Origin of the sequence: Streptomyces monticola, from assembly GCF_042665355.1 — a bacterium.
GTDB classification, from domain to species: domain Bacteria; phylum Actinomycetota; class Actinomycetes; order Streptomycetales; family Streptomycetaceae; genus Streptomyces; species Streptomyces monticola.
The window spans coordinates 70716-90355 of sequence record NZ_JBHTCF010000025.1; the positions used below are offsets into that span (position 1 = coordinate 70716).

Here is a 19640-nt window from a genome sequence, read left to right on the forward strand (position 1 = left end):
ACCAGTCGGTGACCGTCCAACGACAGGGGTCAATTCCCGTATAGGCCCTTACGCTGGCGGCCATGACCGCCATCGAACCGCGTGACGAGGTCGCGAAGGGCGCCGACGACGCCGAGGACGCCACCGCGAACTCCGTGCCGGACGGCGTGCTGCGGCGGCCCTATCGTGCGCTCAGCATCGGCATCGTCTCCGTCGTCCTGCTCATCGCCTTCGAGGCGACCGCCGTGGGTACCGCCATGCCCGTCGCCGCCCGTGAGCTCGACGGAGTCGCGCTCTACGCCTTCGCCTTCTCCGGGTACTTCACCACCAGCCTCTTCGGCATGGTGCTCTCCGGGCAGTGGGCCGACCGGCGCGGGCCGCTCGGGCCGCTGGCCGCCGGGATCGGGGCGTTCGCGGCGGGGCTGGTGCTGGCCGGGACCGCCGGGGCGATGTGGCTGTTCATCGTGGGCCGTGCGGTGCAGGGGCTCGGCGGCGGCCTGGTCATCGTCGCGCTGTACGTCGTGGTCAGCCGGGCCTATCCGGACCATCTGCGGCCGGCGATCATGGCCGCCTTCGCGGCGAGCTGGATCGTGCCGTCGATCGTCGGACCGCTGGCCTCCGGCACCGTGACCGAACACCTCGGCTGGCGCTGGGTGTTCCTCGGCATCCCGGTCCTGGTCGTGATCCCGCTGGTGCTCGCGCTGCCCGCGATCCGGCGCACCGCGTCAGGTCCTGCGGGCTCCGCCGGTGCCGCGCCGCCCATCGACCCGCGCCGTATCCGGCTCGCACTCGGTGTCTCCCTCGGTGCGGCACTGCTGCAGTACGCGGGCCAGGACCTGGCGCCGCTGTCCCTCGTCCCGGCTCTCGCGGGCGCGGCGCTGCTCGTGCCGTCGGTGTCGGGAAAGCGCGGCCTGCTGCCCCGCGGCACGTTCCGGGCCGGGCGCGGACTGCCCGCCGTCGTCCTGCTGCGGGGGATCGCCGCCGGCTCCTTCATCGCCGCCGAGTCCTTCGTGCCCCTCATGCTGGTCGCCCAGCGCGGCCTGTCGCCGACGATGGCCGGGCTGTCGCTCGCCGTCGGCGGTGCGACCTGGGCGCTCGGCTCCTACCTCCAGTCACGGCCGCGCCTCGAACCGCACCGGGAGCGCCTCGTCCGGCTCGGCATGCTCCTCGTGGCGAGCGCGATCGCGACGGCGCCGACGGTGCTGATCGACGCCGTACCCGTGTGGCTCGTCGCGGTCGCCTGGACGTGGGGCTGCTTCGGCATGGGCCTGACCATCTCCTCGACCGGCGTGCTGCTCCTGAAGCTCTCCGCGCCGCACGAGGCCGGCTCCAACTCGGCCGCCCTGCAGATCTCGGACGGCCTCTCCAACATCCTGCTCCTGGCCGCGGGCGGCGCGGCCTTCGCGGCACTCGGCGGCGGCACGGTGGGCGCCGTCCACGGCACCGCGTCCGCGGGCTCGCACCCCGCCGCGTTCGTCGCGGTCTTCGCCCTGTCGGCCGTGGTGGCGCTGGCGGGGGTGTTCGTGGCGGGACGGCTGCGGGTTCCGGACGGGGAGTGAGGCGGGGAGTGAGGCGGGGAGTGAGGGGGTGCCGGACGGCGCGTAGGGGCGGGTTCCGGGCGCGGAGTGAGCGGGGCCGGGAACTGCTCGGGACGGTGTGACCCACGTCCCACCGTCACCCCCTCCGGCGCAGTCGTCGGGAACCGTCAATCCGGCACCGGTAGGGTGGCCCGGTTGTCATACGTAGCCGACGTCCTCGACGTACCAGTCGAGCCGCCAAACCCCGACGGAGACCGTGACTACCACCGCCACCTCCTCCCACCACCTCTCTCCCGCCTTCCCCGGCCGCGCCCCCTGGGGTACCGCCAACAAGCTGCGTGCCTGGCAGCAGGGGGCCATGGACAGGTATATCCAGGAGCAGCCGCGGGACTTCCTCGCCGTGGCGACGCCCGGCGCCGGCAAGACGACCTTCGCGCTCACGCTCGCCTCCTGGCTCCTGCACCACCACGTGGTGCAGCAGGTGACGGTGGTCGCGCCGACCGAGCATCTGAAGAAGCAGTGGGCGGAGGCGGCGGCCCGCATAGGGATCAAGCTGGACCCGGAGTACAGCGCCGGTCCGCTGAGCAAGGAGTACCACGGTGTCGCCGTGACCTACGCCGGTGTCGGCGTACGCCCGATGCTGCACCGCAACCGCGTCGAGCAGCGCAAGACCCTCGTCATCCTCGACGAGATCCACCACGCCGGTGACTCCAAGTCGTGGGGCGAGGCCTGTCTTGAGGCCTTCGAGCCGGCGACGCGGCGGCTCGCGCTCACCGGTACGCCGTTCCGCTCCGACACCAATCCCATCCCCTTCGTGCAGTACGAGGAGGGCAACGACGGGATCCGGCGGTCCGCCGCCGACTACACCTACGGCTACGGCAACGCCCTCGGCGACGGCGTCGTGCGGCCCGTCATCTTCCTCTCGTACAGCGGCAATATGCGCTGGCGCACCAAGGCCGGTGACGAGATCGCCGCGCGGCTCGGCGAGCCGATGACCAAGGACGCGATCAGCCAGGCCTGGCGCACCGCGCTCGACCCGCGCGGCGACTGGATGCCGAATGTGCTGAAGGCGGCCGACCAGCGCCTGAGCGAAGTACGCAAGGGCATTCCGGACGCCGGCGGCCTTGTCATCGCATCCGACCAGGACTCCGCGCGCGCCTACGCCAAGCTGATCAGGGAGATCACCGGCACCAAGGCCACGGTCGTCCTGTCCGACGACACCGGCGCCTCCAAGCGGATCGATGACTTCAGCGCCAACGACGACCGGTGGATGGTCGCCGTCCGGATGGTGTCCGAAGGCGTCGACGTGCCGCGCCTCGCGGTGGGTGTGTACGCCACGACCATCTCGACGCCGCTGTTCTTCGCGCAGGCCGTGGGCCGTTTCGTCCGGTCCCGCAGGCGCGGCGAGACGGCCTCCGTCTTCCTGCCGACCATCCCCGACCTCCTCGGCTTCGCCAACGAGATGGAGGTCGAGCGCGACCACATGCTCGACAAGCCGAAGAAGGATGGCGAGGAAGAGGACCCCTACGCCGAGTCCGAGAAGGAGATGGACGAGGCCAACAAGGAGCAGGACGAGGACACCGGCGAGCAGGACATGCTGCCCTTCGAGGCGCTGGAGTCGGACGCCGTCTTCGACCGGGTCCTCTACGACGGCGCCGAGTTCGGGATGCAGGCGCACCCGGGCAGCGAGGAGGAGCAGGACTACCTCGGCATTCCGGGGCTGCTCGAACCCGACCAGGTCCAGATGCTGCTCCAGAAGCGGCAGGCCCGGCAGATCGCGCACAGCAAGAAGCGTCCCGACGAGGAGGCGGACCTGCTCGAACTGCCCGCCGAGCGCCGCCCCGTGGTCTCCCACAAGGAACTCCTCGAACTGCGCAAGCAGCTCAACACCATGGTCGCCGCGTACGTCCACCAGTCGGGCAAGCCGCACGGCGTGATCCACACCGAGCTGCGCCGGGTGTGCGGCGGCCCGCCGAGCGCGGAGGCCACGGGGGGCCAGATCCGGCAGCGGATCGCCAAGGTGCAGGAGTGGGCCACGCGCATGAAGTGACGGTGCTGGACGGTTGGTTGCCGGTTGCCGGTTGCCGGTTGCCGGTTGCCGGTCGTCGTCGGTCGTCGCTGGTGGTTGTCCTTGGCCGCCGTTGATCGCCGGTGATTGCGGGGCCCGTGCGAAGGAGACGTTCGTACGGGCCCCGCTCATCCCGCGGGGACGGGATCCGTCCCGGAGCCGGTCCGTCCACCGGCCCCGGGGGCATGGGGGGCTCGGGCTCAGCCCCGGGAGCCGCGGCGGCGGCCGATGACGACCATGGACGTGCCCACGGCCAGAGTGAGGGCGCCCGCCCCGATGATCCAGGGGGTGCCGGAGGCGTCGCTTCCGGTCTGGGCCAGCTGGCCGGCCAGGGCGGTGGAGGCGGGCCTGGCCGCGCCTGCCCCGCCCGCGGGGGCGTCCTGTCCGGCGCCCGGCAGAGCCTCGGCGCCGCCCTCGGGCGACGGCCTGTTGGCGCCGTCACCACCGCTGCCGTCGGCTCCCGTGCCCGCCGCCCGCACGGTGAACCAGTAGTCCTTGCTCTCGGAGTAGTGGTCCTCGTCCGAGAAGCCGAAGGCGATGCTCAGGCCCTCGCCCGCCGGTGCCTGTGCGGTGAACTTGATCCGCGTCTTCAGGTGCAGCCGCTCACCGGCCTTGAGCGGGCCGTAGCCCAGGTCGGCCACCACCCAGCCCTCACCGCCGGCCATGTCGGGCCGCTGCCACGTACCGTCCGGAGTCTGGAACTCCACCCGCAGATGGCGCTGTTGGAAGGTCGGGGACGCGTGCGCCACGACGACGGCCGGGCTGAACTCCGCGATATCCGCACCGCCCTTGTTGTCGACGTCCAGGGTGAACACCGACCAGTCGCCGCCCGCCCGGAAGAGGGAGGGGAAGCCGGACAGGGAGAGCGCGGGCCCGGCCTGCTCCTGGCCTTCGGCGCCGTCGGTGCCCTCGCCTGCTTCCCGTACCGCCACACCGGGGGCGTCCTCAGCCTCCTCCTGGTTCCCCGGGTTCCCCGAGTTCCCCGGGTTCCCTGAGTTCTCGGAGTCCTCCGTCGACCCGCCGGGCGGCTCGGTCGTCGCCGGGGTCTCCGGGGCAGTTGAGGGGGTGGCCGAGGGGGTGGCCGCGGGGTGCTGACCGTCGGTGTCCGGCGTGGCCGGGGCCTCCCCCGCGGCCGCGGCCTGAGCGGCGAGCGAGCACGGCGGTTCGGTGACGGCGAGGGCGGGGGAGGGGGCGGCGAAGGCGAGAGCGGGGGCGATGACGGCGGCGACGACGAAGGGAGAGGTGCGGCGGACGGTACGGCGGAGCTTCATTGCGGGGGCAGGCCTTTGCTCATGGTGCTCGTGGTGCTCATGGAGGGGCGTGAAGGTGCTGAGGGGCGGAGGCGTACGGCGATCTTGAGGCTGTTGAACGTCAACGTATTGATCAAATAAGTGCCCTTCCGACCGCAAAGGTCCCGAACTCCGGATCGCGAAAGTCCTGACCTGAGTGCCCTTGGTCCCCAAACGGGCAAAGTGAAACGGGCATTGCGGAGATAAGGGGTGTACGGGAATTTCGTTTCCCGGAATCGTGGCGAATTCGCCGTACCCGGTGCCCGGATTCTGGACGGAGTCTTCCGCTCAGCGGGAACGTCTCGCTACTGTCCCGGCAACGCACACGCCCCGTGGCAGCGCCGCCGCGGAGCGCAGCCGGTGCCAGGTGGTGCCGGGGCACGCACGCCCCGCACCTCCCCTTCGCCCGGCGGCCTCTGACGCGCGTCGCCGACGGGACTCGGTGACGTACCGCCGCGTAGGGGGCCGTCGCAACTCACCACTAAGGAGAGGGCGTCGTGACCGCGGAGACTTCTCAGACGCTCGACCGGGGCCTGCGGGTCCTCAAACTGCTCGCCGACACCGACCATGGCCTGACCGTCACCGAGTTGTCCAACAAGCTCGGGGTGAACCGCACCGTGGTCTACCGCCTGCTCGCCACGCTCGAACAGCACGCTCTCGTACGCCGTGACCTGGGCGGCCGGGCGCGTGTAGGTCTCGGGGTGCTGCGGCTCGGCCGGCAGGTGCACCCGCTGGTGCGGGAGGCCGCGCTGCCCGCGCTGCGCGCACTCGCCGAAGACATCGGGGCCACCGCCCACCTCACGATGGTGGACGGCACGGAGGCCCTGGCGGTGGCGGTGGTCGAGCCGACCTGGACCGACTATCACGTGGCGTACCGCACGGGCTTCCGTCATCCTCTCGACCGCGGCGCCGCGGGCAAGGCGATACTCTCCGCCCGCCAGGGCCTGGTCACCGACCCCGGCTACACCCTGACCCACGGCGAGCTGGAGGCCGGCGCGAGCGGAGCGGCGGCACCGCTGCTCGGTGTGACGGGGATAGAGGGGAGCGTCGGCGTGGTCATGCTGGCGGACTCGGTGCCGGAACGGGTGGGGCCGCGGGTGGTCGACGCGGCGCGTGAGGTCGCGGACGCGCTGCGTTGAGGCGCCCGGGGTGACGCCTTGGACAGGGCCGCCACGCACTACATTGGCGGGGTGCTCTCTCGCCTCGCCAGTCTCTCCCGCCCCAAGGCCATCGCTCTGGGCGCCGTGCCCTTTCTCGCGCTGCTCGGGGTGACCGTGTTCGCCCCGCTGCCGTACTCGGTCGCCCAGCCCGGCGGCACCTCCGATGTCCTCGGTGAGCACAAGGGCGAACCGGTGATCACCATCGAGGGCGCGCCGACCCGTAAGACGGACGGGCAGCTGCGGATGACGACGATCATCGCGACCGGGCCGACGATGGACGTCGGTCTGGGCGATGTGATCGACGGCTGGTTCCGCACCGACCGCGCCGTGATGCCGCGCGAGGCCGTCTATCCGAGCGGTGACTCCGTCAAGGAGATCGAGGAGCACAACCTCGGTGAGATGAAGAAGTCCCAGGACGAGGCGGTCACGGCGGCCCTGAAGTATCTGGGCAGGAGCCCGAAGGAAGTGAAGGTGCAGCTCAAGCTGGCCGATATCGGCGGGCCGAGCGCGGGTCTGCTGTTCTCCCTCGGCATCGTCGACAAGCTGGACGGCGACGGCAGCGGCGGCGACCTCACCGGCGGCCGCACCATCGCCGGTACGGGCACGATCGCCGCCGACGGCACTGTCGGCGCGGTCGGCGGGGTCGCCCTGAAGACCCAGGCGGCGGGCCGCGACGGCGCGAGTGTCTTCCTGGTACCGAAGGCGGAGTGCACGGACGCGAAAGCCGAACTCCCCAAGGGACTGCGACTGATCCCGGTGACGACCCTCTCCGGCACGGTGGACTCACTGCGGGCCCTTGAGAAGGGTGACAAGGTTCCTAGCTGCTGACCGCTGCCGCGACGGCGGTCCGGGGAGTGGCGAGCCGAAGCCCCAACTCCACCATCCGCCAGCCGAGTTGAACCCGCAGCGAGCCGCCTCCCGTGACGCGCTGCGCCGCCTCGTGCCGGAACTCCCCGGCGCGCTGGGTGTGCAGCAGCAGGTGAATCTCAGGATGCATGGACCAGTCCTCCGTGGTCAGTCCGCGGGACGCGGAAATCCGTGCAGATGCACGCGATAGCCGACGGCACCCTCGGGCGTCTCGTCCTCAAGGCTCGGGTAGCTCTCGACCAGCTGGTGCAGCTTCTTGTTGAGCTCCCGGGCGAGTTCGGGAGTGAGGCGCAGGGAGTAGTCGCTGAGGCTTGAGGCGTCTCTCCACTCGTCGGGCCAGTCGTAGAACGACCCGATGAAAGTGGAGAGTTCGAGGGCGTGGCCCGAGGCCATCTCGTGCAGCAGCGTGCTCATCGCGCCCCGGACTTCCGGGTCCTGATGGTGGATCAGTTCATCGGTGGTCCGGGTGCCCATGTGCACGGCCCGCCACCACCGCTCCCGCCCCTTGCCCCGCTCCGGGTCGTCCTCGACGAATCCGTGTACGGCGAGCTGGCGCAGGTGGTAGCTGGTGGAACCGCTCGACTCGCCCAGTCTGCCGCCCAGTTGGGAGGCAGTCGCGGGTCCGCGAAGGCGTAGCTCGGCGAGCAGCCGCATCCGCAGCGGGTGGGCGAGCCCCCGCAGCGACCGCGGATCCAGATCGCGAACCGACCGCTCGCCCGGGTGTTCCGTCATGCCGTCAGCGTAGAGATGCAAAGGACCCTTTGCAAGGGTCTCTTTGTAACTCGGTCTACTTCTTCTTGACGAACCCCTCCGACACCATCCAGTCCATCGCCACGGAGTGCGGGTCCTCGCCCTCCACGTCCACGCGGGCGTTCAGTTCGCGGGCGACGTCGTTGTTCAGCTTCTTGGTGATCGGGTCCAGGATCTTCTGCAACTCGGGGTATTTCTCCAGGGACTTGGAGTTGACCTCGGGAGCGGCGTTGTAGTTCGGGAAGAAGTGCTTGTCGTCCTCCATCACGGTCAGGTCCATCGCCTTGATGCGGCCGTCCGTGGTGAAGACCTCGCCGAAGGTGCAGGTGCCCTTGGAGGCCTGCGTGTAGATGATGCCGCTGTCCATCTTGGTGATGTTGGAGGCCGGGATCTTCATCCCGTACTCCTTCTCCATGCCGGGCAGCCCGTCGTTGCGCGAGGCGAACTCGCTCTCCACGCACAGCGTGACCGCCTTCGGGTCGGACTTCGCGAGCGCGGCCACGTCCGAGAGGGTCTTGGTCTTGTACTTCTTCGCGTTGGCCGCGTTCATGGCGAGCGCGTAGGTGTTGTTGAGTGCCGAGGGCGGCAGCCAGGTGATGCCGTTCTTGAGGTCGGCGTCGTGCACGGCCTGCCACTGCTTGTGCGGGTCGTCGATGGGCTCGGTGTTGCCCTGATAGGTGATCCACGCGGTGCCCGTGTACTCGTACATGAGGTCCGCGTCACCGCTCTTGACCGCCTCGCGCGCCCCGATGGAGCCCTGGATGCCGGTGCGGTCGAGGACCTTCGCGCCGGCCGCCTGCAGGGCGATCCCGGTGATCTGGCCGAGGACGAGCTGTTCGGTGAACTCCTTGGAGGTGACCGTGAGATCGGCCCCCTTCAGCGGCTGCCCGGCGCCGATCGAGCCCGGCTTCACATCGTCGACCATGGGGGACCCGCTGGTGAGCCCGCAGCCGCCGAGCAGGGACGGGGCGAGCACCGCGGCGGCCGCCAGGGCGATCACGGACGTACGCCTCATGACTTCACCTCCAGGCCCCGCGGCCGGAGCAGCAGCTCCGCGAGGGATGCCAGCCAGTCCACGAGCAGCGCCAGCGCCACCGTCAGGATCGAGCCGAGGACGAGCACGGCCATCCGCTGATTGGTGATGCCCGTGGTGATCAGGTCGCCGAGGCCGCCGCCACCGCCGAAGGTGGCGAGGGTCGCCGTGCCGACGTTGAGGACGAGCGCCGTGCGCACGCCCGCCAGGATCAGCGGGACCGCGAGCGGCAGTTCGACTTTGCGCAGCACGCCCATGGGGGACATGCCGATGCCCCGGGCGGCTTCGAGGAGCGTCGGGTCGTTGCCCTTCAGGCCCGCGATGGTGTTGGACAGGACCGGGAGCACCGCGTAGATCACCATGCCGAACAGGGCGGCCTTCATGCCGATGCCCATCCAGATGACGAGCAGCGCGAGCAGACCGATCGCCGGTGTCGCCTGCCCGATATTGGCCAGGGCCATCGCCACGGGGGCGGCCTTGCGCAGCCCGGGGCGGGTCAGCAGGATGCCGAGCGGAATCGCGATGATCAGCACGAAGAACGTGGAGATCGCGGTCAGTTCGATGTGCTGGCGAAAACGCAGCCAGACGTTGCCGTTGGCGAGGGCGTTCTGCGCGATCGAGTCCAGGTCCGCGTTACGGAACCACAGCCAGGTGACGAGCAGCACGACCGCCAGGACCGCGGGCAGGAACGTCAGCTTCTGCCAGGTGATCCGCGGTGGGTCCCGCAGCGGCTCCTCGGGCGGCGGCGCCTCCTGCTCGGCCTCGCCGACATCGCGGAACGCCACGCCCTTGACCTCGTGTTCGCCCTCGGGGCGGCCGGGACCGGGGGAGTGCGGCGGCTTGCGCGACGGATTCACGCCCTCTCCTCCTCCGGTCCGGCGCCCAGGGCGCCCTCCTGCTCGCGGTGCGTCTGCTCGGCGCGCTGCTCCTCCAGCTCGTGCTGGTGCTCCACGGCGTCGAGCCGGTCGGCCTCCAGGAGTTCGTGTACGGAGTTCATCAGCGTCTCCATGTCGACGACGCCCTCGTACTCGCCGCGCCGCCCGGTCACCGCGACCCGGCCCGCGTTGTCCGTGAGCACCGCTTCCAGCGCGTCGCGCAGGGTGGCGTCGCGGGTGACCGTGTCGTGGACGAGGGTGCCGGCGCGGGCGAGTGAGCCCCTGGCGCGCATCAGGTCGCCGCGCCTGAGCCACTTGTAGGGGCGGCGGCGCTTGTCCAGGAGCAGGATCTCGTTGGTGTTGCCGGAGCGGAGCTTGTTGAAGATGTCCTGCAGCGGGTCGTCGACCGTGACGGTCGGGTACTCGCGGATCTCCACATCCCGTACGCGGGTCAGGTTCAGGCGCTTGAGGGCCGCGCCCGCGCCCACGAAGCCGGAGACGAAGTCGTCGGCCGGGTTGGTGAGAATGGCTTCCGGGGTGTCGAACTGCGCGATGTGCGAGCGTTCGCGCAGGACCGCGATCCGGTCGCCCAGCTTGATCGCCTCGTCGAAGTCATGCGTGACGAACACGATCGTCTTGTGCAGCTCGTGCTGCAGCCGGATCAGCTCGTCCTGGAGGTGGTCACGGGTGATCGGGTCCACGGCGCCGAACGGCTCGTCCATCAGGAGCACCGGCGGGTCGGCCGCCAACGCCCTTGCCACGCCGACGCGTTGCTGCTGGCCGCCGGAGAGCTGGCGCGGATAGCGGCCGCGGAACTCGCCGGGGTCGAGGCCCACCAGGTCGAGCATCTCCTCGACCCGGTCCTTGATCTTGTTCTTGGGCCAGCCGACCATCTTCGGCACCAGGGCGATGTTCTGGGCGACGGTCATATGCGGGAAGAGCCCGGAGGACTGGATCGCGTAGCCGACCTTGCGGCGCAGCTTCACCGGGTCCATCTCGGTGACGTCCTCGCCGTTGATCCGGATACGGCCGCCGGTCGGCTCGATCAGACGGTTGATCATCTTCAGGGTCGTGGACTTTCCGCAGCCCGACGGGCCCACGAAGATGACGAGTTCACCCGCCTTGATCTCCATATTGACCTCGTCGACGGCCGGGTTGGGATTGCCCGGATACAGCTTGGAGAGGTTCTCCAGCTCGATGGTGGCGCCGGTGGTCGTACCGCCGCCCGCCGTGCTGGTGCTCGCCGTGCTCGTGGTCGTGGTCTCAGACACGGATGCCCCTCGGAATGGTCAGTCGTCCGATGAGGACGTACGCGGCGTCGAACAGAAGCGCCAGGATGATGATCCCGAGCGTGCCCGCGAGCACCTGGTTGAGCGCGTTCTTGCTGCCCAGGGAGCCGATGCCGCGGAAGATCTCATTGCCGAGCCCGGGCCCCGACGCATAGGCGGCGATGGCGGCGATGCCCATCAGCATCTGGGTGGAGACCCGGATTCCGGTGAGGATCGGCGGCCAGGCGAGCGGCAGTTCCACCTTGAAGAGCCGGGCCGCACGGGACATCCCGATGCCCTTGGCCGCGTCCACCAGGGACGGATCGACGCCGCGCAGGCCGACGATCGCGTTCCGCACGATCGGAAGCAGCCCGTACAGGGTCAGCGCGATCACGGTCGGCGCGACGCCCAGGCCCACGATCGGGATGAGCAGACCGATCATCGCGAGCGAGGGAATGGTCAGGATGGTGGAGGTCGAGAGGGTGGCGAGGTTGCCCGCCCACTCGCTGCGGTAGGTGACGACGCCGATGACCACTCCGATGAGGGTGGCCACGACCATGCACTGGAAGACCGCGCTGGCGTGCTGGAAGGCGTCCGTCAGAAGTTGCTGGTGGCGGTTGCCCAGGTAGTCCCAGAAGTTCACAACCGGCTCACCTCACGGGTCAGGGCGCGGAGCACAGAGCTCAGGGGCTGTCGGGCTCCCATGACGCGGCCTGCTCCACCAGCGGGATGATCCGCAGCGGAACGGGGTTTTCCATGACGATCGCCGTGGAGGCCCGAACGATGCCATCAAAACCGACAACCCGGTCGATCACACGTTGGAGATCGGCGTTGGACCTGGCCACCAGGCGGCAGAGCATGTCGCCCTGACCGGTGGTGGTGTGCAGTTCGAGGACCTCGGGCACGGTCGCCAAGTGCGCCCGGACGTCGGCTCCCTGGCCCTGTTTGATCTCCAGGGTCGCGAAGGCGGTGACGGGGTAGCCGAGGGCGGCCGGGTCGACCTCCGGACCGAAGCCGCGGATGACTCCATTCGACTGAAGCCGGTCGAGTCTGGCCTGCACGGTGCCGCGCGCGACGCCGAGCCGCCGGGACGCCTCGAGCACACCGATCCGGGGCTCACGGGCGAGCAGCACGATGAGCCGGCCGTCGAGCTCGTCGATGGAAGGCATGGCCTGGATCACACTCCTGATGGTCATCCTGTACAGAACGCCCGGCCATACTGGCTGGTTGCTAAGCAGATTGCCCAGCAAATCAGCGAACTATTGCGCACCTTGTGGATCGGCGGGACCCTGCGGCCATGGCAGCTACTTCTACGAACACGACGCCCACTCCCGACACCGCACGGCAGGCCGATCCCTTCCCGGTCAAGGGAATGGACGCGGTCGTCTTCGCCGTGGGCAACGCCAAGCAGGCCGCGCACTACTACTCCACCGCGTTCGGCATGAAGCTCGTCGCGTACTCCGGACCGGAGAACGGCAGCCGCGAGACCGCCAGCTACGTCCTGGAGAGCGGTGCCGCCCGCTTCGTCCTCACCTCCGTCATCAAGGCGTCCACCGACTGGGGCCGCTTCCTCGAGGCCCATGTCGCCGAGCACGGCGACGGCGTCATCGACCTCGCCATCGAGGTGCCGGACGCCCGCGCGGCCTACGCGTACGCCGTCGAGCACGGCGCCACCGGCGTCGAGGAGCCGTACGAGACGAAGGACGAGCACGGCACGGTCGTCCGCGCCGCCATCGCCACCTACGGCGAGACCCGGCACACCCTCGTCGAGCGCACGGGCTACGACGGCCCCTACCTGCCCGGCTACGTCGCCGCCGACCCGATCGTCGAGCCGCCCGCCAAGCGCACCTTCCAGGCCATCGACCACTGCGTCGGCAATGTCGAGCTCGGCAAGATGAACGACTGGGTGGCCTTCTACAACCAGGTCATGGGCTTCACGAACATGAAGGAGTTCGTGGGCGACGACATCGCCACCGAGTACTCGGCGCTGATGTCGAAGGTCGTCGCGGACGGCACCAAGAAGGTCAAGTTCCCGATCAACGAGCCCGCGATCGCGAAGAAGAAGTCGCAGATCGACGAGTACCTGGAGTTCTACGGCGGCCCCGGCGTCCAGCACATGGCGCTCGCCACGAACGACATCGTCTCGACGGTACGCACCATGCGCGCCGCCGGCGTGCAGTTCCTCGACGTCCCCGACTCCTACTACGACACCCTCGGCGAGTGGGCCGGCGAGACCCGCGTGCCCGTCGACACCCTGCGCGAGCTGAAGATCCTGGTCGACCGGGACGAGGACGGCTATCTGCTGCAGATCTTCACCAAGCCGGTCCAGGACCGGCCGACGGTCTTCTTCGAGATGATCGAGCGCCATGGCTCCATGGGCTTCGGCAAGGGCAACTTCAAGGCCCTGTTCGAGGCGATCGAGCGGGAGCAGGAGAAGCGCGGCAACCTCTGAGGAGCCGTCAGAAGGCGCCGCTGAGCAGCGGTTGCGCCGTACGAAGTAACGCATCGTTACTCATTCGGCACCCTCCGTGTCGCCGGTCGCGAAGGTCCGGGGTTCAGTGACCCCAGGACCTTCGCGACCCAGGAGTCACCCATGCGCCTCGCCCGCACGGCCGCCGCCCTCGCAGCAGCCGCCGCCACGCTCGCCCTCACCCTGACCGGCACCACAGCCACGGCCGCCGACCGTGCCGCCGACCGCGCCCCGCAGCGGACGGCCCCCGGTGAGGGCCCCTGCAAGACCCGTACCGGCGGTGTCTACTTCTCGCCCTTCGGGCACGCAGACGTCACCCTCAAACCCGAGGTCAAGGAGCTCCTGAAGAAGGAGAAAGCCTCCCTCGCACCGATCGCGCCGCTCTCCAACAACCCGGGCAGAACCGACCAGTTCCGCTTCCCGCTCGGCTGGCTCGAGGACAGCATCGAGCCCGATATCCAGCATCTGTTCCGGGTCTGCTACCCGGGCGGGCTCACCATCGCCCGTCCCGCCACCGACGACCGGGCGGTCTGCGACGGCATCTGGCTCGCGGTGTTCCCGAAGCCCGGCGCGTACTGCAACCTCAGCATCAACGGCGGCAAGGAGCAGCGCGTCCAGCTCGCCTCCACCACCGCCAAGGACCTGCTCGTCGGCTCCAGCTCCTTCCACCCCGTGATCACCCCGCGGGTGAACCCCAAGACCGGTGAGCTGGGCTTCGGCCCGAAGGACTGGGAGTTCCGGGCCAGCAAGGACCTGCAGTCGGCGCTCGCGCAGTTCGATGTCCAACTCCCCGAGGGCACCCCGCTGTTCAACCTGGACGCCACCCTGAGCTTCCTGCCGGGACCGGACTTCTGGGCGCGCCTCAAGGGGCAGGGCGCATGAGCCTCACGAATGAGGGGGCGCGGCGCCTGAGCCGCAAGAACCCGCGCCTCAGGAAGCCGCACCTGTACGCCATCGGCGCCACCGTCACCGTCTCCGTCCTCGCCGCCGCGGCACTCGCCGGGCCCGGCACGGGCACCGGGCACGCGGGCAGCCATGTGGACGCGCCCAGCGCGATCCTCAACCCCGACGTCAACGGCGCCGACCTGTTCGCCTTCACCAGCCCGGACAACCCCGACATGGTGACGCTCGCCGTCACCTACAACCCGATCACCCTGCCCCAGGCCGGCGGGGTGCTGCCGCCCGCTCTCTTCGGCAAGAACACCCGCTACGACATCAACGTGGACAGCTCCGGGGACGGCAAGCCGGATCTCACCTACCGCTGGACCTTCGACACGGAGGACAAGCGGATCGCCGGCATCGCCCAGGCCAAGGGCCATGTCAACACGCTCGACGACAAGGACCTGCTGCTCCGCCAGCGCTACACCCTGCAGGAGCTGCGCCCCGGCAAGGCCGCGAAGACCCTGGTGAACCAGAAGATCGCCGCCCCCACGCGGGCCGGCCTCGTCTCGATGCCCGACTACGGCCGTCTGATGCGCCAGGCCACCTATCCGCTGCCGGGCGGCGGCAAGACCTACGCGGGCCAGGCCTCCGACCCGTTCTTCATCGACGTACGCCACTTCGCGATGCTGAAGCTCGGCGTGGACGTGCCGGTGCCGGTGAACCCGCTGATCTTCAGCAACGTCAACGTCATGTCCGTCCAAGTGCCCAAGAAGCAGCTCGCGTTGAAGGGCGACCCGGGCCGCAACCCGGTCGCCGGCGTCTGGGCCAGCGCCGCCCGCAAGTCCCTCAACGTGCAGGGCGGCAAGCCCAAGTGGGTGCAGGTCTCCCGGGTCGGCCAGTCCTTCTTCAACGAGGGGCTCTCGCCGGACGGCTTCCTGCAGCCGGGCGGTCTCCTCGTCGGCCTGCCGGGCGGCGTCGCCGACCAGTTCAACGCGCGCAGGCCACAGGACGACCACCGGTGGAAGCCGATCAACGACATGGTGCGCAAGCCCGGCGGGCCGCACCTGGTCAACCTCTTCCACTTCCTGACCACACCGCCGCCCAAGCAGCCGCGCGACGACCTGTGGCAGATCCTGATGAAGGGCGTGGGCAAGGGCAACGGCCCCGTCAAGCAGGACCTCAACGCCCACGCCCTCAACCGCGACGCGAGCCCCTCGGCGCTGCGCCCCGCCGAGATGCTGCGCCTCAACATGTCGGTGCCGCCCAGCGCCAAGCCCAAGCTGGAGGGCTGGCTGGAAGGCGACCGGGCGGGCTTCCCCAACGGCCGCCGCTTCACGGACGACGCGACGCTGATCTTCAGCCGCATCATCCTGGGCGAGCCCGCGGGCAAGGGCCACCCCGAGCTGTACCGCTTCAGCCTGGCCAGGGGCCCGGTCCCCGGGGTGGCGGCGAGCTTCCCCTATGTCGCGGAGCCACGGGCGTTGCCGTAACCGCGCCGTCTCAGGGGCCGAGGAGTGGCACCGCACTGCGCACCGCGAGCCCCGCTCCCACGGCGATCACCAGCGCGGCGGTCAGCTGCGGAAGCCGCGCCCGCAAGCGCCGTAGCCATAGGGCACGGCCCTTGCGGGCGAGCAGCCGCTCGGCCCGGTCGCCGAACCGGGCCACGAGCAGCCCGGCGGCGGTGAGCACGACCGCCATGCCGAGGCCGTAGCCGAGCACCAGGGCGACACCGAACGCGGTCCGGTTCAGGGCGACGGCACCGAGCAGTACGACGAGGGCGGAGGGGCTGGGCACGAGTCCGCCGGCGACGCCCATGCCGAGCAGGGTGCGCCGGCGGTGCCGGTGCGAGTGACCCGCACCGGGCCCGTGCGAGTGGCCGTCCGTGTGTCCGTGGGCGTGGCCGCCCTGGTGTCCGTGTGAGTGGCCCTCACCGGGACCATGCGTGTGGCCCTCACCGGGCCCGTGTGTGTGGCCCTCGCCGGGCCCGTGCGAGTGTCCCTCGCCGGGCCCGTGCGTATGCCCGTCCCCGTGTCCGTGTGCGTGGCCCTCGCCGGGCCCGTGCGTATGCCCGTCCCCGTGTCCGTGCGTGTGCCCATGGCCGTGCGCATGGCCATGTGGCACCCGCGCCCCCCGCAGCAGCATCACCCCCACCCCCACCACGAGCACCCCGCTCACCACCCCCAGCAGGCTGAGGAGACGGTCGGCGGCGAGGGTCGCGGACACCGTGAGGAGCAGCCCGAGCAGCAGGACGCCCGCGGTGTGCGTGAACGTCACGGTCGCCCCCACCGTCATCGCGTCCCGCACTCCGCCGCGCCGCCCCGCCATACAGGCCGCCATCACGGTCTTGCCGTGCCCGGGCAGCGCGGCATGTGCGGCGCCGAGCAGCAGGGAGAGGGCCACGGCGGCCAGGCCGACGGGCACAGTGAGGCCGTCACGGGCGGCGAAGGAGGCGAGCCGCTGGTCCATCCCGGCCAGCCAGCTCATCCCGTCCGACGCGAGCGCGGCGGGCGCACCGGCCCCGGTGGCCGCCCCCGGCTCGACCCGCAGCACGGCCCCCCGGACGTCGAGCGGGGCGGCGAGCAGATCGTCCGGGTAGCGGCGCAGCTCGTCGGAGACACTCCGGCCCGGCACATCGGAGGCGGCGAGCCGGACCCCGCCCGCTGCCGTGGCGGTCACCTCGCGCCAGCCGAGGCGCCCCTCCCCGTAGCCGTCCGAGAACTCGATCGCGCCGCCGTCCGCGAGATCGGCATCGGCCCGCAGGGAGCAGCTGATCCGGGTGGTGCGCAGTCCGGCCTGCCCCGCGGGGTGGGTGAGCCGGCTCTCCGTGACCCGCCAGGTGAGCTCCTCGCCGTCGGCCCGCGCCCGCAGGGATCCGGCCACGGCGCCGCACACCCCGGCGGCATCGTCCCGCCCCCGTGCCTGCAGCGTCGGGATCTCGGCGCGGTCGATGACGGCGGTGTCCTCGATCCGTCCGGGCAGCACCCGCAGCCCGTGGTAGTGGTTCACGGTGAAATTCCCCAACGGGTGCGCTGTGGCCGCGGGTTGACCGCACAAGGCGGCCAGGATCACCGTCACGAGCACCACAGCCGCCCGCCTTGCCCGCCTCACACCCCGTCACCCCCCAGGGCCTTGCGGGCCGCCGGAGCCTGGAGCGGTGAGAAGTGCGGGTTGAGGCGCAGGGCCTGCCGCAGATGGGTCCTGGCCTCGTCGTGCAGGCCGACGGCGCGCTCGATCTCCCCGCGGTGGTACGCGAACTCGGCGCGCTCCCAGCCGAGTTCGGAAGCCCTACGGGCATAGGTGAGGCCCTCCTGGGAGCGCCCGGCCCGGTGCAGGGCCCAGCCGAGGGCATCGGCCACCAGGACGCTCTGCCGCCGCTTCCACTCGCCGCGCAGCTGCCGCACCGCGCGCTCCGGGCTGCCGTGGTCCGCCTCGAACAGGCCGAGGGTGAGGTCGTCGGTGGCGCCGTTCTCGGCGAAGAGGGCGATCTCGGCGCGCAGCACCTCGTACTGCTCGCCCGCCTCCCGCTCACGCCCGAGCGACTGGAGCAACTCGCCCCGCGCAAGCACGTATTCGGGCAGCGGAACCCGTTCCGTCAGCTGCTCGTAGTCCGCGAGGGCGGCCCGCGTATCGCCGAGCGCGGCCCGCGCCTTGGCCCGCCCGGCGAGCGCCTGGTGCGCCTTCGCGTCGGCCCGCAGCGCGTCCTCGTAACTCCGCAGCGCCCCGCGCACCTCACCGCGCTCCCAGGCCAGTTCGCCGAGCCGGTGCAGACAGAAGGCGCGGTCGGAGCGGGATGTGGCGTCGTCGAGGGCGCGGTGCAGCGCGTCCGCGGCCTCGTCGCCGCGGCCGCGCATCTCCAGCTCGTACCCGGCGCGGGTGAAGGCCGGCAGTCCGGGCCGCAGATCGAGCAGCCGCTGCAGCGCGTCGCGGGCCGCCGGGTAGTCGCCGAGCTGGGTGTAGGCGTCGACCAGGACCGGATAGGCCGGCCATCTCGCGGGCGCCGCCCTCCGGGCCCGCTCGCCCCAGTCGCGGGCCGCCGCGAAGTCGTGCCGTGCGTTGGCGAGCGCGCCCATTCCGACCAGTGCGTCGACATTGCCTTCGGGCCGCAGCTTCAGCGAACGCTCAAGTGCGGCCTGGGCCTTGGGGTAGTACGAGGGATCCGCGCCGCGCCGCGCCTGCTCCACGTACGCGGAGCCGAGCACGGCCCACGAACGGTCGTCGTCCGGGTGTGCGCGCAGCCACTTCTGCCGGGCGTCGAGCAGCTGGGGCAGATCGGGCGCGGAGGCCGGGGCCACCGCGGCCGGCGGTGCGGGCGGCGGTGGCTCACCGGGCCCGAGGGTCAGCAGCCAGGACCCGATCCCGGCGACTGCTAGGGCTGCGACTGCGGTGCGGATCAGGAGCTTCACGTTGCCACTGTGGGGGCGGGACGCGACCGGCGTGCGCCCCCGGTCGTCCCCCGCGGGCCAACTTCACACCGATGGCCGCTTGCCGCCCGAGCTCCCCGGCCACCGCTGGGAGGAGCCCCCGGGACGGGCCGATCTCTCAGCCCGTCCGGGGCAGGGCGATCCGCGCGACGTCCGGTGACCGAACGCCAGGCGAAGAGCAGGCCGACGTGAGCCGCCCGCCTCGGTGTCGCTCTCGGTGTCGCTTCAGTGCCGCTATTTGCCCAGCTTGATCTTGTCCTCGTCCTTCCACTCCGGGTTGTCGTTCCAGCGCACGGTGATGTGCCCGAACACCTCGCCCTTGGCGGCCTTGACGCCGACGGACTTCAGCGCGTCCGACAGCTCCGCGGTGACCCGCAGGCTGACGTTGGTCGGGCCCCACGAGAACTGCCCGTCCTCGAAGTGCGGGGCGAAGAAGCCGCCGGTGGTGAGCGCCTCGACGAAGCTCGCGTCGACCAGCTTGAACTTCTTGCCGAGCTGCTTGTCGCCGACCCACGGGTGGGCGTAGAAGCCGGCGATGACCGGCTCGATGTACAGCGAGACGCCGTTGAAGGAGAAGGTCTTCTTCAGCTTGGGGTTGGTGAGGACGAGCCCGCCGGGGTACGTGAAGCGGGTGTCCAGCTGGATCGCGTCGTAGCGGTTGCCGACCGGCATCCGGAAGCCCGCGAGCGTGTCCCTGCCCGGGATGTTGCTGAAGGGGTGCAGGTATTTCAACGAGGCGCCGGCGGCCTTGACCTTGGCCTGCAGGCCGGGGGCGAGCTTGATCTCGGCGTGACCGCCGCGGGCGACGTAGAGATTGATGTCGGACGCCACGGTGCCCGCGTGGAACGGGTCCGGCGGCGGCTTCGGGTTGGCCTGCGCCGCGGTGGCGGGAAGTGCGGTGGTCAGGGCGAGGGCCGATGCCAGGACGGCACCGGCCAGCAGGCGCGCTCGGCGCATGAAGAGCTCCTTGCTGGGCTGGTTGCTGCCCCGGCGGCCCGTGCGGCCGCCGGAGGTTCAATGCCCCCCCCTTGGGTGAGCCC

At 70.7% G+C, this 19640-nt stretch carries 18 protein-coding genes; 7 read left to right on the top strand and 11 right to left on the bottom strand.

Features of this window, described 5'->3' with window-relative positions:
- Positions 1 to 62: 62 nt before the first annotated feature.
- Complete coding sequence (locus ACFQVC_RS37280; protein WP_381839277.1) at positions 63 to 1538, top strand: MFS transporter; 1476 nt, start codon at positions 63 to 65, stop codon at positions 1536 to 1538.
- Between the two features lie 235 nt (positions 1539 to 1773).
- Positions 1774 to 3567, top strand: a complete 1794-nt coding sequence (locus tag ACFQVC_RS37285; RefSeq protein WP_381839280.1) for a DEAD/DEAH box helicase — start codon at positions 1774 to 1776, stop codon at positions 3565 to 3567.
- A gap of 218 nt (positions 3568 to 3785) precedes the next feature.
- Here ACFQVC_RS37285 and ACFQVC_RS37290 read toward each other — a convergent pair whose 3' ends face one another.
- Entirely contained in the window at positions 3786 to 4856 is a 1071-nt protein-coding gene (locus ACFQVC_RS37290; RefSeq protein ID WP_381839283.1) for a hypothetical protein, read from the bottom strand.
- Between the two features lie 515 nt (positions 4857 to 5371).
- Between ACFQVC_RS37290 and ACFQVC_RS37295 the strand changes: the two genes are divergently transcribed.
- Together ACFQVC_RS37295 and ACFQVC_RS37300 are read left to right on the top strand one after the other, a co-directional pair.
- The gene (locus ACFQVC_RS37295) at positions 5372 to 6013 is read left to right on the top strand and encodes an IclR family transcriptional regulator (RefSeq protein ID WP_381839286.1); all 642 of its coding nucleotides are present in this window, start codon (positions 5372 to 5374) and stop codon (positions 6011 to 6013) included.
- 51 nt (positions 6014 to 6064) lie between these two features.
- The gene (locus ACFQVC_RS37300) at positions 6065 to 6862 is read left to right on the top strand and encodes a S16 family serine protease (RefSeq protein ID WP_381839289.1); all 798 of its coding nucleotides are present in this window, start codon (positions 6065 to 6067) and stop codon (positions 6860 to 6862) included.
- Here ACFQVC_RS37300 and ACFQVC_RS37305 read toward each other — a convergent pair.
- From ACFQVC_RS37305 to ACFQVC_RS37335, 7 genes are read right to left on the bottom strand one after another with little or no spacing between them, the layout of a single operon-like run.
- On the bottom strand, positions 6852 to 7031 hold the full coding sequence (locus ACFQVC_RS37305) for a hypothetical protein (RefSeq protein WP_381839292.1): 180 nt from the start codon (positions 7029 to 7031) through the stop codon (positions 6852 to 6854). The genes ACFQVC_RS37300 and ACFQVC_RS37305 overlap by 11 nt on opposite strands.
- Before the next feature lie 17 nt (positions 7032 to 7048).
- The gene (locus ACFQVC_RS37310) at positions 7049 to 7633 is read right to left on the bottom strand and encodes a helix-turn-helix domain-containing protein (RefSeq protein ID WP_381839294.1); all 585 of its coding nucleotides are present in this window, start codon (positions 7631 to 7633) and stop codon (positions 7049 to 7051) included.
- 55 nt (positions 7634 to 7688) lie between these two features.
- Positions 7689 to 8666 carry a glycine betaine ABC transporter substrate-binding protein gene (locus ACFQVC_RS37315; RefSeq protein WP_381839297.1) on the bottom strand — a complete coding sequence of 326 codons (978 nt, stop codon included), beginning with the start codon at positions 8664 to 8666 and terminating at the stop codon, positions 7689 to 7691.
- Positions 8663 to 9541, bottom strand: a complete 879-nt coding sequence (locus ACFQVC_RS37320; RefSeq protein ID WP_381839300.1) for an ABC transporter permease — start codon at positions 9539 to 9541, stop codon at positions 8663 to 8665. The genes ACFQVC_RS37315 and ACFQVC_RS37320 overlap by 4 nt, the downstream gene beginning before the upstream one ends.
- On the bottom strand, positions 9538 to 10830 hold the full coding sequence (locus tag ACFQVC_RS37325) for a betaine/proline/choline family ABC transporter ATP-binding protein (protein WP_381839303.1): 1293 nt from the start codon (positions 10828 to 10830) through the stop codon (positions 9538 to 9540). The genes ACFQVC_RS37320 and ACFQVC_RS37325 overlap by 4 nt, the downstream gene beginning before the upstream one ends.
- Entirely contained in the window at positions 10823 to 11470 is a 648-nt protein-coding gene (locus ACFQVC_RS37330) for an ABC transporter permease (RefSeq protein WP_381839305.1), read from the bottom strand. Before ACFQVC_RS37330 ends, ACFQVC_RS37325 begins: the two co-directional genes overlap by 8 nt.
- Before the next feature lie 40 nt (positions 11471 to 11510).
- A complete protein-coding gene (locus ACFQVC_RS37335; RefSeq protein ID WP_381839308.1) occupies positions 11511 to 11996 on the bottom strand; it encodes an Lrp/AsnC family transcriptional regulator in 486 nt (161 codons plus the stop codon).
- A 128-nt stretch (positions 11997 to 12124) separates the two neighbouring features.
- Here ACFQVC_RS37335 and hppD point away from each other — a divergent pair, with 128 nt between their 5' ends.
- The 3 genes from hppD (at position 12125) to ACFQVC_RS37350 (ending at position 15669) form a co-directional block, all read left to right on the top strand.
- Positions 12125 to 13279, top strand: coding sequence for a 4-hydroxyphenylpyruvate dioxygenase (gene hppD / locus ACFQVC_RS37340; RefSeq protein WP_381839311.1), 1155 nt, complete (start codon positions 12125 to 12127; stop codon positions 13277 to 13279).
- A 141-nt stretch (positions 13280 to 13420) separates the two neighbouring features.
- A complete protein-coding gene (locus ACFQVC_RS37345) occupies positions 13421 to 14179 on the top strand; it encodes a hypothetical protein (protein WP_381839314.1) in 759 nt (252 codons plus the stop codon).
- Positions 14176 to 15669, top strand: a complete 1494-nt coding sequence (locus tag ACFQVC_RS37350) for a DUF4331 domain-containing protein (RefSeq protein ID WP_381839317.1) — start codon at positions 14176 to 14178, stop codon at positions 15667 to 15669. The genes ACFQVC_RS37345 and ACFQVC_RS37350 overlap by 4 nt, the downstream gene beginning before the upstream one ends.
- Before the next feature lie 10 nt (positions 15670 to 15679).
- Here ACFQVC_RS37350 and ACFQVC_RS37355 read toward each other — a convergent pair whose 3' ends face one another.
- From ACFQVC_RS37355 to ACFQVC_RS37365, 3 genes are all read right to left on the bottom strand, one after another.
- Positions 15680 to 17185: a nickel transporter gene (locus tag ACFQVC_RS37355; RefSeq protein WP_381839320.1), complete on the bottom strand. Its 1506-nt coding sequence runs from the start codon at positions 17183 to 17185 to the stop codon at positions 15680 to 15682.
- 98 nt (positions 17186 to 17283) lie between these two features.
- Positions 17284 to 18582, bottom strand: coding sequence for a tetratricopeptide repeat protein (locus ACFQVC_RS37360; RefSeq protein WP_381839323.1), 1299 nt, complete (start codon positions 18580 to 18582; stop codon positions 17284 to 17286).
- Positions 18583 to 18834: 252 nt separating this feature from the next.
- A complete protein-coding gene (locus ACFQVC_RS37365; RefSeq protein WP_381839326.1) occupies positions 18835 to 19557 on the bottom strand; it encodes a hypothetical protein in 723 nt (240 codons plus the stop codon).
- Positions 19558 to 19640 lie beyond the last annotated feature (83 nt).

What these genes read in the sequence shown, in the direction of transcription:
- ACFQVC_RS37280 (WP_381839277.1), top strand. Translation starts at nt 63, where the DNA reads ATGACCGCCATCGAACCGCGTGACGAGGTCGCGAAGGGCGCCGACGAC.
- ACFQVC_RS37290 (WP_381839283.1), bottom strand. Translation starts at nt 4,856, where the DNA reads ATGAAGCTCCGCCGTACCGTCCGCCGCACCTCTCCCTTCGTCGTCGCC.
- ACFQVC_RS37305 (WP_381839292.1), bottom strand. Translation starts at nt 7,031, where the DNA reads ATGCATCCTGAGATTCACCTGCTGCTGCACACCCAGCGCGCCGGGGAG.
- ACFQVC_RS37310 (WP_381839294.1), bottom strand. Translation starts at nt 7,633, where the DNA reads ATGACGGAACACCCGGGCGAGCGGTCGGTTCGCGATCTGGATCCGCGG.
- ACFQVC_RS37315 (WP_381839297.1), bottom strand. Translation starts at nt 8,666, where the DNA reads ATGAGGCGTACGTCCGTGATCGCCCTGGCGGCCGCCGCGGTGCTCGCC.
- ACFQVC_RS37335 (WP_381839308.1), bottom strand. Translation starts at nt 11,996, where the DNA reads ATGCCTTCCATCGACGAGCTCGACGGCCGGCTCATCGTGCTGCTCGCC.
- hppD (WP_381839311.1), top strand. Translation starts at nt 12,125, where the DNA reads ATGGCAGCTACTTCTACGAACACGACGCCCACTCCCGACACCGCACGG.
- ACFQVC_RS37345 (WP_381839314.1), top strand. Translation starts at nt 13,421, where the DNA reads ATGCGCCTCGCCCGCACGGCCGCCGCCCTCGCAGCAGCCGCCGCCACG.
- ACFQVC_RS37350 (WP_381839317.1), top strand. Translation starts at nt 14,176, where the DNA reads ATGAGCCTCACGAATGAGGGGGCGCGGCGCCTGAGCCGCAAGAACCCG.
- ACFQVC_RS37365 (WP_381839326.1), bottom strand. Translation starts at nt 19,557, where the DNA reads ATGCGCCGAGCGCGCCTGCTGGCCGGTGCCGTCCTGGCATCGGCCCTC.